The 15,860-nt window shown below is 44.5% G+C and carries 13 protein-coding genes; 10 read left to right on the top strand and 3 right to left on the bottom strand.

Going from position 1 to position 15,860, the window contains the following annotated elements:
• Positions 1 to 651: 651 nt before the first annotated feature.
• Entirely contained in the window at positions 652 to 1,386 is a 735-nt protein-coding gene (locus EV146_RS09120) for a MurR/RpiR family transcriptional regulator (protein ID WP_132004993.1), read from the bottom strand.
• A gap of 184 nt (positions 1,387 to 1,570) precedes the next feature.
• On the opposite strand from EV146_RS09120, the gene EV146_RS09115 reads away from it, so the two are divergent.
• Together EV146_RS09115 and EV146_RS09110 are read left to right on the top strand one after the other, a co-directional pair.
• Positions 1,571 to 2,899: a 6-phospho-beta-glucosidase gene (locus EV146_RS09115; protein ID WP_132004990.1), complete on the top strand. Its 1,329-nt coding sequence runs from the start codon at positions 1,571 to 1,573 to the stop codon at positions 2,897 to 2,899.
• A gap of 239 nt (positions 2,900 to 3,138) precedes the next feature.
• Positions 3,139 to 3,738, top strand: a complete 600-nt coding sequence (locus EV146_RS09110; protein ID WP_132005855.1) for a nitroreductase family protein — start codon at positions 3,139 to 3,141, stop codon at positions 3,736 to 3,738.
• 172 nt (positions 3,739 to 3,910) lie between these two features.
• Here EV146_RS09110 and EV146_RS09105 read toward each other — a convergent pair whose 3' ends face one another.
• Positions 3,911 to 5,623, bottom strand: a complete 1,713-nt coding sequence (locus EV146_RS09105; RefSeq protein ID WP_132004987.1) for a GMC family oxidoreductase N-terminal domain-containing protein — start codon at positions 5,621 to 5,623, stop codon at positions 3,911 to 3,913.
• 11 nt (positions 5,624 to 5,634) lie between these two features.
• On the bottom strand, positions 5,635 to 6,366 hold the full coding sequence (locus EV146_RS09100) for a hypothetical protein (RefSeq protein WP_132004984.1): 732 nt from the start codon (positions 6,364 to 6,366) through the stop codon (positions 5,635 to 5,637).
• Between the two features lie 210 nt (positions 6,367 to 6,576).
• Between EV146_RS09100 and EV146_RS09095 the strand changes: the two genes are divergently transcribed.
• From EV146_RS09095 to EV146_RS26935, 8 genes are all read left to right on the top strand, one after another.
• A complete protein-coding gene (locus tag EV146_RS09095; RefSeq protein WP_181215850.1) occupies positions 6,577 to 7,152 on the top strand; it encodes a CBO0543 family protein in 576 nt (191 codons plus the stop codon).
• 354 nt (positions 7,153 to 7,506) lie between these two features.
• Positions 7,507 to 8,493: an AraC family transcriptional regulator gene (locus tag EV146_RS09090; protein WP_132004981.1), complete on the top strand. Its 987-nt coding sequence runs from the start codon at positions 7,507 to 7,509 to the stop codon at positions 8,491 to 8,493.
• 137 nt (positions 8,494 to 8,630) lie between these two features.
• On the top strand, positions 8,631 to 9,989 hold the full coding sequence (locus tag EV146_RS09085) for a glycoside-pentoside-hexuronide (GPH):cation symporter (RefSeq protein ID WP_199232671.1): 1,359 nt from the start codon (positions 8,631 to 8,633) through the stop codon (positions 9,987 to 9,989).
• Positions 9,986 to 11,557, top strand: a complete 1,572-nt coding sequence (locus EV146_RS09080) for an alpha-L-rhamnosidase-related protein (protein ID WP_132004978.1) — start codon at positions 9,986 to 9,988, stop codon at positions 11,555 to 11,557. The genes EV146_RS09085 and EV146_RS09080 overlap by 4 nt, the downstream gene beginning before the upstream one ends.
• A 184-nt stretch (positions 11,558 to 11,741) precedes the next feature.
• A complete protein-coding gene (locus EV146_RS09075) occupies positions 11,742 to 12,422 on the top strand; it encodes an N-acetylmuramoyl-L-alanine amidase family protein (protein WP_132004975.1) in 681 nt (226 codons plus the stop codon).
• A 160-nt stretch (positions 12,423 to 12,582) separates the two neighbouring features.
• Positions 12,583 to 14,520 carry a glycoside hydrolase family 127 protein gene (locus tag EV146_RS09070; protein WP_132004972.1) on the top strand — a complete coding sequence of 646 codons (1,938 nt, stop codon included), beginning with the start codon at positions 12,583 to 12,585 and terminating at the stop codon, positions 14,518 to 14,520.
• A gap of 80 nt (positions 14,521 to 14,600) precedes the next feature.
• A complete protein-coding gene (locus EV146_RS09065; RefSeq protein ID WP_132004969.1) occupies positions 14,601 to 15,371 on the top strand; it encodes a sugar phosphate isomerase/epimerase family protein in 771 nt (256 codons plus the stop codon).
• Between the two features lie 289 nt (positions 15,372 to 15,660).
• Positions 15,661 to 15,819, top strand: a complete 159-nt coding sequence (locus EV146_RS26935) for a hypothetical protein (protein WP_158287057.1) — start codon at positions 15,661 to 15,663, stop codon at positions 15,817 to 15,819.
• Positions 15,820 to 15,860 lie beyond the last annotated feature (41 nt).

Raw genomic sequence — 15,860 nt, 5'->3', positions numbered from 1 at the left:
CAGAAGATTAACGAGATTGAATGAAATCACAGTATAAGACCAGGAAGATTGTCTGGAAAAGAGAAAAGTTACGTAGAGATCCTGTACGTGACGGAGGTGAAGGTCTTGCGTAAAGAAAGGCCACGTATAAACCCTATACGTGACCAAGGAGGTGGTTCTGTAAAAAGAAGGTCACGTAGGAACCTTTTACATGACCGAGGTGAAGGTTTTGAGGAAAGAAAGGTCACGTAGAAACCCTTTACGTGACCGAGGTGAAGGCTCTGAGCAAAGAAAGGTCACATAGGGAGCCTGTACGTGACCGAGGTGAAGATTTTGAGGAAAGGAAGGTCACATAGGGAGCCTGTACGTGACCGGGTCGAAGATTTTGAGGAGAGAAAGGTAACGTAGGGAGCCTCTACGTAACCGAGGTGAAGATTTTGAGGAAAGAAAGGTCACGTAGGAACCTTGTATGTGACCTGGGTGAAGGTGTTGAGGAAAGGAAGGTCACGTAGGAAGCCTGTACGTGATCGGGGTGAGGATTTTTAGTAAAGAAAGGTCACGTAGAAATCATGTACAAGATTAAGGAGATGGTTTAGAAAGAGAAAGGTCAAATACAGTTAGGAATCATAAAAAAGAAGCAGGATGCCTTCCTGCCTTACTTCAATAAATTTCTCACTCGCTCTGTTCTGTGAGCTTCTGCATTTTACGAGCGGTCTCCTCGAGTATGTAGACAACGGGTATCTGGGTTGTGATGTTGGATTTTTTATACCATTCTTCTGTCACGTAATAGGAGATATTGATATCGGCCATATTGGCAATGGTGCAATGCTTATTATTGGTAATAGAGATAATGTTGCTGCCTTTTTGTTTTAGCTCGTTAAGATGGGAAACAGTAAATCTGTTTTCACCTGATACCGACAAGGCAATGGTCGTGCTATTTTGGAGATAGTTCGCATGGATGGGAATATAGGGATCTTTTACATACATGGAGAATTTTCCAAGACTTGAGAAATACCGCGCTCCATACTCAGCGAGAATTCCCGAGCTGCCGGAACCAATAAAAATCAGGTTATCGGATTGAACAATTAAGGAAGCAGCATCAAGAAGGGCTGCTTCGAAGTGTCCGTTTTTGGTCCGTTCCACAAATTCAGACATGACGTACTGACTGCTCTTGATATTTACTTCTTCGTTTTCATCCAGATACATTTTCAGTTTCACTTTAAATTCCGAGAAGCCTTCGCATTTCAGTTTTCGGCAAAATCTAAGAATCGTCGAGGTAGAGACATGTGTCTCATCGGCTAAGTCTCGAATCCGCATATACACGACTTTTTCGCTGTTCTTTGATATATAATTGTACAAAGACGTTTCTAGTTCATTAAAGGAAGCAATCACATCACCCGTAAACATTCTTCTCACTCCTGTCCCTTATGTGCTTTTATCATACCATAGAAAAAACAAGGTGTTACTCAATTGTAACAAGTTCCTTTCGATGGAATAAAACCCTAAATGCCCCAATCATATTTACGGTCGCGGTCGAATTTCATACAATTTACTTGAGATCAGAAAAATATATTTCTGGAGGTTTTCGCAGATGTCAAAAGGCGTTAAAATCGTTACAATTGGCGGAGGATCAAGCTATACTCCTGAATTAGTTGAAGGGTTCATAAAGCGGTACGATGAGCTTCCTGTGAGAGAGCTTTGGCTGGTGGATATTGAAGCGGGAAGAGAAAAACTCGAGATCGTCGGAAACCTGGCAAAACGCATGGTTGAAAAAGCGGGGCTTCCAATTGAAGTTCATTTAACATTAGATCGAAGAGAAGCTTTGAAAGATGCAGATTTCGTTACAACTCAATTTCGTGTCGGACTTTTAGAAGCACGTGCAAAGGATGAAAGAATTCCTTTGAAATACAATGTAATTGGCCAGGAGACAAATGGACCAGGAGGATTATTTAAAGGTCTTCGCACCATTCCTGTTATCCTTGAGATCTGCAAGGATATTGAAGAGCTTTGCCCGGAAGCATGGCTGGTCAACTTTACAAATCCTGCCGGCATGGTAACGGAAGCGGTGCTGCGCTACAGCAATATCAAAAAAGTAGTCGGCCTGTGCAACGTTCCAATCGGCATGAGGATGGGAATTGCAAAATCACTGGAAGTTGAGCCAGAACGCGTGCAAGTCAACTTTGCCGGCCTGAACCATATGGTATTTGGTCTTGATACATTCCTTGACGGAAAAAGTGTCCAGGAGCAAGTCATTGAAGCAATGGCGAATCCGGAAAATGAAATGACGATGAAGAACATCTCCGGCCTTTCCTGGGAGCCTGACTTTATTCGTGGATTGGGCGTCATTCCGTGCGGCTACCACCGTTATTACTACAAGACGGATGAAATGCTGAAAGAGGAATTGGAAAAAGCAGAAACAGAAGGGACTCGTGCAGAAGTTGTGCAAAGGCTTGAAACCGAGCTCTTTGAACTGTACAAAGACCCTGCTCTTGACATTAAGCCGCCGCAGCTGGAAAAACGCGGAGGTGCTTACTACAGCGATGCCGCCTGCAGCTTGATTAACTCGATTTACAATGACAAAAGGGATATTCAGCCGGTCAACACTCGCAACAATGGTGCGATTGCCAGCATTCCGAATGATTCAGCTGTCGAAGTAAACTCTGTGATTACAAAGGATGGCCCGAAGCCGATTGCTGTTGGCGATCTTCCGGTTGCGGTCAGAGGATTGGTACAGCAAATTAAATCGTTTGAACGTGTTGCTGCTGAAGCTGCGGTCACCGGTGACTATAACACCGCTCTGCTTGCCATGACGATTAATCCGCTTGTTCCATCCGATAAGGTTGGAAAGCAGATTTTAGATGAAATGCTGGAAGCCCATAAAGAGCATCTGCCGCAATTCTTTCAAAAAATCGAAGCGTAAGTCATAGGAAAAGAGGATGGCCGCTATGCCATTCTCTTTTTTTCGTTGCTGCTCTTTGCTCCGTAATAAAGATTTTGGAATGCAAACTTCTTAACCTCTCACTTATAAGAAGCAGCGATTGGGGCTTGAATGATAAAATTCAGGGTAAACTGTATATGACTTTTGGTCAAGGACACATTTCGTGTTTATTTAGTAAGTCTTAGTTTAAAAGATTTGAATCAGGAGGACAGATTGACATGATGATGAAGGATTTTTATGCGACATTGAAGGAAAGGCGTTCTTACTACGGAATCAATAAAGAGGTAAACGTTTCTGATGAAAGAATCAGGGAAATCGTGGAGTTTGCAGTAAAATATACTCCTTCTGCGTTCAACTCTCAAAGTGCCCGGCTTGTGGTTCTGACAGGAGACGCCCATGATAAATTATGGGATATTACCACAGAAACTCTGCGAAAAGTGGTCGGGGATGGAGATTTTGAAGGAACACAGCAAAAAATGGATTCCTTTAAAGCAGGGTATGGAACGGTTCTATTTTTTGAAGATCAGACAGTGGTCCAGTCCCTTCAGGAGCAGTTCCCGACTTACGCCGATAACTTCCCGGTCTGGTCCAACCAGTCTTCCGGAATGCACCAATTAGTCGTCTGGTCTGGATTGGAAGCGGAAGGATTGGGGGCATCTTTACAGCATTATAACCCGCTTATAGATGACGAAGTGAAAAAAGAATGGGGAATTCCGGGAGAATGGAAGCTGATTGCTCAAATGCCTTTTGGAAGTCCGACCTCCCAGCCTGGCGAGAAAGAATTCAAGCCGCTTGAAGACCGCGTGAAGTTTTATAAGTAACTGGCTGCCTGTCTCAAGATTGCCAAAGGCAGGGCCAAGAGAGGCGCGAAGGTGACAGGATTCAACGCAGAGATTCAAGGACTCAAGCGAACAGTTAAGGAACTTAAAAAGTCTGATGAGGGTAAGCAGCTCATCAGACTTTTTTATTGGAACTGAATTATTTTGCAAACGATCATGAGCAAAAATATTTATTCGCAAGCTTCTCGGCTGTGCGTGTTGCTAAAGCCTGGGTGGTCAGGGTAGGATTTGGGCCGCCAATGCCATTGTAATGGACACTATTGTCGGCGATAAACAGCCGTTTGACTTGATAGGCTTCACAATTGGTATCGACAACGAACCCCATCCGCATCGTGGATTCGATATGGGCAAAAAGGTGGGACGGCCAGTCAGTCCGGATGATTCTCTTTGCTCCTGCTTTTCTTAATATTTCCGCAGAGATTTTGGCCAGCTGATTCCTTTTCTGCTTATCTTCCTTGCTGGCTGTATATTGAACCATCGGGATTGGCCCGTGTTCATCTTTTAAGGCAGGATGAAGACTGACACCATTCCGTTTATGAGGCTGGTCGTCCGTAAGAATCATGATGCTTAATGTATTCTTGTAGTTATACATCCAGTCTTTTAATTCACTGCCTGTTACTCTTCCTTGCAGATCCCAGGGTTCAGGGGAAGAAGCTTTCCGGGCAAAATGGTAGCCGCTGTCACTGAATCCGAAAGTTAGGGAAGCGAACAGCCCGGGACTTACTCCTGACGGCTGGATGCACCCTAAACCAGGATAATCCAGCCGTCCTCCTGATGTTGGGCCCATAAAAGGATTGACATTAGGCTGACCTAATATCGCCATCAGGTCTTTTTCCTCAAATTCCCCGGTAACCCAATCCCAATAATGGTGGGTCAAGCCCCGGCCAACCCACGAATTTTGGGGAAGTTCTGAATTGAGCCAGAGTCTGGGGCTCTCTATGCATCCGGCTGCCATTACAATGACTTTGGCGTATAATTCTCCCGTCTCGCCTGTCCACGTATCCCTGAACTGAACACCACTCGCACGCAGGCCTTCTTTGGGGTCTGACTCAGTGAGGATCCTGATGGTATAGGTATTTGGCCGTATTTCTACTTTGTTCGTTTTTAAGGCAAGAGGAACATAGCTTACGTTGGTCGGCCGCTTAGCCGTTTTATCGACGGAAGGACCATGCGGGCAGCCATTGACACAATGCCCGCATAGAGTACACCCCTCCAGTTTGGATATTTCCTCCAGGCTTTTGCTTGGATCCATCAGCTTTTCATTCGGATGAAGGATGGCATTAGGCTGTGGACGATATCCGGGTGAAGTGGGGTTCAGGGTGTCAATCATGGAATAGCCTGCTTTTTTTGCACCGAAATAAAATAATTCCTCTTTTGGAGTAGTTGGTGCAGGGCGAACAGGCAATATATCTTCGGCTTTCTCATAAAAGGGAATGAGCTCTCGGTAGGATATAGGCCATACATCATCAATTGCCATGGAATAGGCTCTTGGGGAGTTTGCCCAGTAATGCTGGGTTGTTCCGCCCACGCCCGTCGATTGCCAGATTAACCCATTTTTTGGGACGTTCCGGTGCCATGGGGAGCGTCGGCGATCGGCCGGACCCCAGCGAAAGCGCCCAAATTCAAAAGAATTCATCGTATGTTCATTCTTTGTATATTGCTCTCGCAGGAGATCGATATCTAAATCCTCGACACTGCTGCTGCTGAGGGAGCCGCGTTCCTGGTTGGGCTTTGTCCATTTTTTATTCCCGTACCATGGACCAGCTTCAAGAACCAAAACGCTGATTCCCAGTTCGCCGAGTTCCTTGGCCGCTACTGCCCCTCCGCCGCCAGCTCCGATTATAATGACATCTGCATCCAGACTCATGGACATTTCCCCTATTCTGAAAATTCTTCAACTAAAAATCCCCGGTGGGCGCGATAGCCAAATGAGATTCCCGGATAATCCAGCCTGTCCCATATAAATCGCTGTCGTTCATTGCGCTGGTTTTCTGGATAGGCTAAGCGGGTCGGTCCAAAAGAAAACCATTCCGAATAATAGCCAAACATGACTAACTGGTGAAGAGAGGTAACCACATTTTGTACAAGGCCAGCATTGTTTCGAAAGGGGAGGGGCAGGGATTCAAGATCCACCTGCAGATTCTCCAGTAATCTTAATGCCTGAAAACGACCTTCATAACATAGAGCTGCAAAGGAGCCGCCTTCTGGATAAGTGGAAAAATCCAGGGGTTCTGAAGTTTCTCCTGAAAGGATATATTGACCGGCTGCGACATCAAGCATGATGGCAGTTTGAGCAGATATAGGAATGATTTTAGTCCCCCATTCTCCCTGCAGAGAAATAAAACGATCCAAAGTCCATTTAACATAATCATCAATTCGCAAATCCAGAGCACCCAAAGTCGATGGAATGATGGCGTCAGCCAAAGCCATTAAGGTTGCCTGAATATGGGCATCCGTTCCAGTTCCACTCTTGTTTAACGAAATTACAGAGTGTTCCAGAGGGGGTGAAGATTCTTTGGAAGAAACCAGATTTGTTACATTTTTGGTGATTTTATCATAAAAGTGTCCCTGACCATGCTGTTTGGAAGATGAATGTGGTTCTTTATCCAAATCCAGTCCCTCCCTCTCTCTTTCCGACTAAGCTGTCTTTTTTCCGCTATTTGAATTATTAGGACCTATGTGTATTTTTATACACATTAAGGTTAAATTAGATTAGTGAGGAACGGTTGCTAGTTTGTTCAGAAAGTGAAATGGAAATTTTAATCTCGAAGGAGTAAAAGCGTTCATTTCAATCCTCAGGAATAAAGGAAGGTTGAACCTATGAAGGATAAAACTATTTTACGAATTATTACGGTATTGGGAATAAGCGGTGGGATATTTTTGCTTCGTAAAGGCTCAATAAAAGATTTCTTTCTCATTTTTTTGTTTAAGTCGGTCGTTTCCAGCTTGATTGATGCATCTATTTCAAAGAAGAAATTGGTTCAATATCCATACAGGTATTTTAAAGATTCATTTAAAATTAACATAGTATTTGATTTTTTGATTTTTCCGCTGGTATGTGTCATTTACAGCAAATTAACCAATAAGGCTGATACTTTAAAAACAGTACTGACAGTTTTTCTATTAAGTGTGCCGATGACCATAATAGAAGAAATTCTTCGAAGGAAGACCAGGCTTGTTAAGTACAGCAAGAAATGGAGCTGGTTCCATACCCTTGCCTATCTTACTGTAACCTTCTGGTCATCAAGGCTTTTTGTAGCTGCCCTAAGGTTTCTTGAGCAAAAGCGGGATTCGGAAGAGGAATCCGATAACCATGCTGACCCTGCCCCTTTAAAGGGAGTCGATTTGAAAGGGATAGAAGAAACAGAAGCGATCTTACGAAATATCAACTATTAGCGAAGATCATTGATGATGCTAATCTCTAAAAAAGGGAGGGGAACCGCAGAAACCTCCGTGCAGTATTTATAACGGACAAGGTATGGCTTCTTCAGGACAGACTAAGAGCTAAACGGGAGTAAATTCCTTTTCCGGAAGTATTTAATGTTCAGCATTTATGATAGGTTCGGCGGCCGTCTCAATGGCTGCTTTTTTTGTGGAGTCAAACGGAGATTTTTGCAAGCAGCCCTTCGGTTTTGGCTAAGGTTGCAAGCTTTCCAGACATAATTAAAAACATCCATTGCCGGGTCATTTTCCTTCAGGTTATAATTAACCATTATTTTATGTTAAAAGGGAATTTAGGGGGAATCACCGTTGAATTACCAGCAGCTAGATGAATATTTGCGTAAGCTTGATTCAATTGAGGAAATCCAGATCAAGACCCGCGAGAACATCAATGATTTCGACGGACATGAATTGATCCTTGAAAGCGGCAGCGAGATCCCCAGAATGCGGGAAGAGTACTTTTTTGACAAGGGGCCGATTTTTATCTCCAAGCATCATCGGTTTGCAGACATGCCTCTTCATTTGCACTCTTTTATTGAAATTAACTACGTCTATTCTGGCACCTGCAAACAAAATATAAATGGAAAGGAAGTCACGCTGACACGCGGACAGGTCTGTCTGCTGGATAAGGATGTCCCGCACGGTATACCGGCATTGGGTGAAGATGATATTTTGATTAATATCATTATGAAAAAAGAGACTTTCTCCCATTCGTTCATCGGCCACCTCGGCAATACGGGCATTGTATCCAACTTTTTAGCGAATGCTGTGTCTGAAAACCAGCGGCATGATCATTACATTTTATTTCACTCACAGGACAATGAGCACTTGCAGTCCATCATCGAAAACATGATGTGTGAGTTTTTCGGGGATCGAGATTACTCCTATGAAATGGTGAAGTTTTATTTGCCAGTTATGTTTACCGAGCTGATGCGGGTTTACCAGCTTGATAAAAATTTCGAAATGACAAGATTATCCGGCAGAGCTACAATTATCGAGCTCCTTCACTATATCGAGGAACATTACAAGGACTGCAGCCTTACCTCCCTTGCTGAAAAGTTCAGCTTCAACCCTAATTATCTGGGCAATATGCTCAAAGAACGGACCGGTATGACGTTCCTGGAGCTTGTACAAATGCAAAGGATGATCCGGGCATCTGCCCTATTAAAAAATACGAACAGGGGAATTGATGATATTGCCTTTGAGGTTGGCTATGAGAGCAGCAGTTTTTTTCACCGCAAGTTTAAGTCGCATTTTGGGTGTACGCCCAACCAGTTCCGCAAAAAAGGGAAATAGCTGTCAGGCTGATGGTTTTTTAACCTGTAAAATGAGCAGTTTTTACTGTAATGTGTTTATTGTATGCGGATTCAGAAACCGTTTTAATAGAGATAGGAACTAGTTCACATCAAGCAATTTTCAGGGGGAAAATCATTATGAACACAACAGCAGGTGTTTGGCGCCAGCGAATTGGATACGGCGCCGCAGATCTTTCATGTAATTTAGTGTGGCAGATGATCGGTCTTTATCTCATGTTTTATTATACAGATGTCGTTGGCCTGGCAGCTGTTCAGGTCAGTTTACTCTTCCTGCTCACCAGGGTTTTGGATGGCGTAACCGATATTGTCATGGGAATTATTATTGATAAAACAAATACAAAATGGGGAAAATCAAGGCCCTATTTTCTGTGGGGTGCCGTACCTTTTGCCCTTTTAGGAATTCTTGCCTTTTACGTTCCTGATGTTGGACCGGCGGCGAAAGTATTATATGCCTACATGACTTATATGGGACTCTCCATGGCCTATACCATGGTAAATATTCCACTGGCATCCATCCTGCCGAGCCTGACCAGCGACCCGCAGGAGAGGACGGTATTAGCGACGGTACGGATCATCTTTTCTTTTGTAGGAGCAACCGCAGTCAGTGTGCTTACGATGCCAATGGTTAATGCACTTGGCCGTGGTTCTCAGGCAGATGGATTTTTCTGGACCATGGTTATTTTCAGTGTGATTGCCTGTTTGTTCTTCTTCTTCACTTTTAAGAATGTGGAAGAGAAGGTGCAGGTTCAAGTCGAGAATGTAACTGTAAAACAAGCATTTTCCACTTTGAAGGGGAATAAGCCGTATTATATTTTTGCTTTGAATATTTTGTTTATGTGGGGCTCGTACTTTTTTCAGCAGGGTGCACTCATTTATTATTTCACCTACAATCTTGACCGTCCGGATCTAGTCGGTCTGATTGCGGGAATTGGCTCCTTTGTTCCAATTGCCGGCACATTTTTGACACCTATCATTGCGAAAAGAATGTACAAGCGAACTTTATTCATGATTGCAAGCGTTGTCAACCTTGCCGGTATTTTAACCATGCTGTTCGCTGGCGGAGTGATCCCGGCGATTATTGTGGGAGCCGTTATTGCCGCACTCGGATTCGGCACTCGTCAAAGCATCTACTTTTCCATGCAGGCGGACCCTGTCGATTATGGAGAATGGAAAACAGGCATAAACGCTGCCGGCATCTTGTCTGCATTAAACGGATTTCTTGGAAAAGTAACGATGGCTGTTGCAGGGGCCTTGTTTGGCCTGATGCTGGAGTGGGGACATTATGTTCCAAACGAGACTCAGACCACTGAAGCATTATTTGCCATTAAGCTGGGCTATCTGATCATTCCAGCCGTCCTGGTTGTTATTTCAATGATGATTATGAGCTTTTATAACTTAGATAAAATTTATCCTAAAATTCGTGCGGAAATTAATGCACGGAATGCTGCAAGGGAGAAACAGGAGATGGTGGTATGAGCATTCAGCAGCTGGAAAACCAAGTGATTATCCGTAATGAATCCTTTATTGGACAGGCAGAAAAATTGAAGCCACAGCTCCATGAAACCCTTGTGAAGCCAAAGGCATTGGTTGAAGTGGTCAGAGATGACGAAGCGATTCATGGCTGGCGGACGGAGCAGGCTGCTCCGGCTGCAGATCTTTTAAACAGGGAATATGGGAAAAATGATTCTTTTATTCTCGATTTTGGCGATCACCAGGTGGGCTATTTGACAATCGATGTCCGGCCGGCTGGGAGCCCTCCGGATGCACCGCTAAAACTCAAGCTGACGATCGGCGAAATGCCAGTTGAAATGGCTGAGCCTTTTGAAAACTATCAAGGGTGGCTAAGCAGCTCGTGGCTTCAGGAAGAAACGATTTTCGTTGACGTATTGCCTGGAACGATTGCCCTGCCCCGGAGATACAGTTTTAGGTACGTAAAATTTGAAGTGCTGGATACCTCTCCAAAATACCGGGTTGTTTTCGACCGAATTGAATGCAGGGCCGTTACTTCCGTCAATTTTAATGACATCCAGAGCATTTCCCATCATGATCCGGAGCTGGAAAAAATGGATCAGATCAGCATCAAAACACTGGCTGACTGCATGCAGGATGTCTTTGAAGACGGGCCAAAGCGGGACCGCCGGCTGTGGCTTGGGGACCTGCGATTACAAGCACTCGCAAACTATGAAACCTTTAAAACGAATGATCTTGTCAAACGCTGCCTCTACCTTTTTGCCGGAGTACCGGATGATAAAGGGAAGGTTCCGGCCAATGTATTTGTGTCGCCAAAGCTGATTGCAGATGATACCTATCTTTTCGATTATTCGCTGTTCTTTGCGTCAACTTTGCATGACTACTATTTCGCTACGAACGATATTGATACCCTAAAGGAATTATGGCCAACAGCGCACCGCCAGATTGAACTTGCCCTTGAGAGGCTGGATGAAAATCATATTGTCCGTGACTCCTCGGACTGGTGGTCGTTCATTGACTGGCAGGAGGGATTAAATAAGCAGGCACCATCACAGGGCGTTTTGATTTATACCATGAAACAGGCTGTTCGCCTCGCGGAGGAATTGGATTTACCGGAATCTGGTAATGAGCTGAAGCGAAGACTGGAAGAAATTGTGGAGGCAACTCGATCTCTATTATGGGATGAAAACCAGCAATTTTTTATCAGCGGAACGGATCGGCAAGTATCCTGGGCAAGCCAAATCTGGATGGTGCTGGCAGGAGTTCTGAGCAACGAGGAATCTAAAAAGCTGATGAAGCGTCTGTTGGAAGAAAAACCTGAAGTGGGAATAGCCACGCCATATATGTATCATCATCTCGTGGAAGCATTGCTGGTTTCAGGGGATAAGGATCAGGCAATCTCGGAAATGAAAGCCTATTGGGGCGGCATGATTAAAGACGGAGCCGACACCTTCTGGGAATTATATGATCCTAACAATAAAGAATACTCCCCGTATGGCAGCCATTTAATCAACAGCTATTGCCATGCCTGGAGCTGCACACCAACGTACTTGATCAGGAAGTATGATTTATAAAAGAAGGTTGGATAAAGGACAATCAAGCAATCTTGATTGTCCTTTTAGTATCAAACCAATCTAGTTTCCAATCCTTCGCAAATTGATTTGTGATTTAAAAGATATTTTTCTACCATTATATATGGCGCCTGTCCAGTTCAATTCATCTCCCTGTTGAATATTCTACTAGAAGGAGGTGAATGAAATGTTAAAACTTTATTTAGATCCTGGACATGGCGGAAGTGATCCAGGTGCTATAGGAAATGGATTGCAGGAAAAGAATCTTAACTTGGATATTGCCTTAAGAATCAGGGACCTGCTGGTGAACAATTACAATGATGTTTCGGTCAGAATGAGCAGAACCACTGATGTTACCCGTTCCCTGAATGAACGGACGAACGATGCGAATGCCTGGGGTGCCAGCTTCTATCTGTCCATTCATATTAATTCTTTTAATGGGGCAGCGTCCGGTTACGAGGATTTTGTTCATGCTAGCGTCTCTGATACGTCACAGACTGCCCGTTACCAGGATATCCTGCATGAAGAGATAGTAAAGCTGAATAATCTATCGGATCGAGGAAAAAAGAAGGCAGATTTTCATGTGCTGCGCGAATCGAACATGCCAGCAATGTTAAGTGAGAACGGTTTTATTGACAATGGCAGCGATGCGGCCAAAATGAAAGATTCTAATTGGCGCCAGCGTGTCGCACAGGGCCACGTCAATGGACTGGTTCGTGCCTTTGGCCTAACCACTAAAAGTGATACCCATAGAGTCATTGTCGATGGAACCCAAATAGGAGCCTTCCAGGATGACCAGAATGTTTTAGATGCAGTAAAGAAACACCTAAATAGTGCAAATCGGATTATAATCGAAAAGGTTGATTAAATATCGCTGGCACCTCTACAGGTGCTTTTTTTATTGTACTTCAAAATTCATAAAAGAAAATGAAGAAAATATCGAAGAAAAGGAAGGATTTTGGTTCAAATGGCGAATGTTTAATAGGTAGGAAGATTGAAAGCACTGGTTAAAGAAAGGGTGTACCTTCATGAAGAAAACTGCTGAAATAGGTACGAGCAAAATAACGGTCACAGATCAATTCTGGGGCCATTATCTGGAGGTAGTTCGGGATCATGTCATTCCTTACCAATGGAAAGCGTTAAATGACCGCCTCCCTGACACGGAACCCAGCCATGCAATCGAAAATTTCCGCATTGCTGCAGGCGAAGCGGAAGGAGAATTCTTTGGTATGGTATTCCAGGACAGTGATGTGGCCAAGTGGATTGAGGCAGTTGCGTTTAGCCTGGAAAATAAACGGAATGCCGAGCTTGAGCAGACGGCTGATGATGTGATTGCCTTGTTAGGCAGGGCACAAGATGAAAGCGGATACTTAAACACGTATTATACCGTCAAGGAACCTGATCAACGCTGGACCAATCTTCGGGATAACCATGAATTATACTGTGCCGGCCATTTAATAGAGGCTGCCGTTGCCTACTATAAAGCAACCGGAAAAAGACATTTCCTTGAGATTATGTGCAGGTATGCCGATTATATTGACAGCGTTTTCGGAAGGGAGGAGCATAAGCTAAAAGGATATCCAGGACATCAGGAAATCGAGCTGGCTCTTGTGAAGCTGTACGATGTAACTGGTAATGAGAGATACTTGAACTTAAGCAAGTATTTTATTGATGAACGCGGCAAACAGCCCCATTATTTTGACCTGGAGAAAAGGGAACGGGAAGATACAAAACCATTTTGGTTCAATGATGATTATGCCTATCATCAGGCGCACAAACCGGTCCGTGATCAAAAGGAGGCTGTTGGCCACGCAGTAAGAGCGACCTATATGTATACGGCGATGGCAGACCTTGCGTCGAGAACAAACGATGAGTCCCTGAAGAAAGCCTGTGAAACGTTATGGGAAAATGTGACCCAAAAGCAAATGTATGTGACTGGCGGGATTGGATCAATGGTATTTGGGGAGGCATTTTCGTTTGATTATGACTTGCCGAATGATATGAGCTATACCGAAACCTGTGCGTCTATTGCCCTTGTATTTTGGGCAAACCGGATGCTGAATCTGGAGGCAAATAGCAAGTACGCAGATGTAATGGAACTCGCTCTTTACAATGGAACAATCAGCGGCATGGATTTGGACGGAAAGAAATTCTTTTATGTCAATCCCTTGGAAGTCCTGCCAAAAGCGTGTGAAACCAGAAATGATAAAAAACATGTGAAACCGGTACGCCAAACATGGTTCGGCTGTGCATGCTGCCCGCCGAATTTGGCGAGATTGATTGCCTCCATCGGCCATTACATCTATTCACAGAAAGAAAAGGAACTGTTTGTTCACCTCTACATGGGAAATGAAACCAGGTTTGAGGTAGCCGGAAAAGAAGTGGAGCTTGTCCAGCAAACCAATTATCCATGGGATGGACAAGTGTCCATAACCGTCAATCCTGCTACAGAACACACTTTTACCTTAGCCTTGAGGATTCCGGGCTGGGCAAGGAGTGCGGTCGTAAAGGTGAACGGCGAGGCAGTGGATCACGAATCATTCATGAAGAATGGTTATGTCTATCTGAACCGGAGCTGGACGCAAGGTGACCAGGTAGAATTATCCCTGCCGATGACTGTTGAGCGTATCCAGTCCAATCCGCTGATCCGCCATAATGTCGGAAAAGTTGCTCTGAAGCGCGGTCCTGTTGTCTACTGTCTCGAGGAAGCAGACAACGGTGAGAATCTGCATGGCATCCTTCTTCCGAGGAACGCTGAACTAAAAGCAGAATATGTTGCAGAGCTGCTTGATGGGGTAGTGGTCATTACAGGGGAAGCAGAACGGATTGTTCAAGACACTTGGAGCAGTCTCTACCGTCCTGGCGAGGAACAGACCCGGCAAGTCCAGATCAAAGCCGTGCCATATTACGCGTGGTGCAACCGGGAACCTGGTGAAATGATTGTGTGGGTTAGTGAAAAAAGGTAGATCCATTTAGTTAATGGGAGGCTGGGAGCAAGGCTTCCTCTTCCTTATTTTAAAAAGAATAATAGAAAAGAGGATGCGGGATGAAAAATATTCCAATAGCGGTACAAATGTTTACGTTGCGCGAGGAATGCGCGCAGGATTTTGCAGGTACATTGAAAAAAGTGGCGGAGCTCGGGTTTGATGGAGTTGAGCTGGCCGGTTATGGCGGGCTGACTGCGAGAGAGCTGAAAAGCATATTGGACGACCTGGGCCTTCAGGCGGCATCAAGCCATGTTCCATTGGAAGAGCTGAAAAATAACCTGGCCCAAGTCATGGAAGATCAGAAGATTTTAGGCAGCGAGTATGTGGTTTGCCCGTATCTCACACCAGAACAACGCAATGAAGCAGACTATAAAGCTCTAATTTCATTCCTGAACTCGGCAGGTGAAGAGTGCCAGCGTGCAGGTCTCACTCTCTGCTATCATAATCACGATTTTGAATTGGAGACTCTGTCGGACGGCAGGACCGCACTTGAAATGATCTTTGATGATACCGATGCAGACCTAGTGAAAACAGAGCTGGATGTATACTGGCTGACGAAGGCCGGTGAGCAGCCTGTTACCTGGATCAAGCGATACGAAAACAGATCCCCCCTTCTCCATTTGAAGGACATGACAACCGATGAGGAACAATTTTTTGCGGAGCTGGGGACCGGCGGAGTGGATATCGAAGCCGTTCTGCATGCAGGAAGAGAAGCAGGCGTACAATGGTGGGTGATCGAGCAGGACATGTGCCGCCGGGAACCACTTGAGAGTATCGAAATCAGCCTGAGCTACTTGAAGTCTAAATTGCTGCAATTAGCCGGGGAATAGTAGAGCAGGAAAATGAAGTTGTAAATTTTCGAAAGTCGGCGGTTTAGGAATCATAGTGGAAATTAATGATTTCAAGTCGGTAGTGATGTTGGAGTAAGTTCCGTAACAAGCGTAACAGAGGAAGTATGTTGAAGAGGCTGCGCTTAACTGGTCAGAAATTAATGGCCGTTGAGAGGCCTCTTTTTTTTGAGTGGCGGGGAATATCTGGAGGAATGGCATTTGGACTTTGTTTTATTTAAGCTTGTGAAAAGGGGTTCTTGGGGGGATTTTAACTAGTATGTTTAATTCGATGAATTTGAATAAGCACGATAATCTGCTTGAGCGCTGGTTTTTATTGAAAAAGTGGTGTCGGGCACATGACCACGGGCTTTTTTCGGTGATTTTTACTTGGTTTATCTTATCTGGGTGGCATGTGAATCATAATGAAAGGCTGGTTGAGCCCTTTTAGCGGTTTTTTTGTCTGTTTAGAGGAACATCAGCAGCCGGTTA

This window comes from Mesobacillus foraminis (assembly GCF_004340465.1).
Classification (GTDB): Bacteria; Bacillota; Bacilli; order Bacillales; family Cytobacillaceae; genus Mesobacillus_B; species Mesobacillus_B foraminis.
The sequence above is the reverse complement of the archived record's forward strand: the minus strand, read 5'-3'. Positions and strand labels throughout refer to the sequence as shown.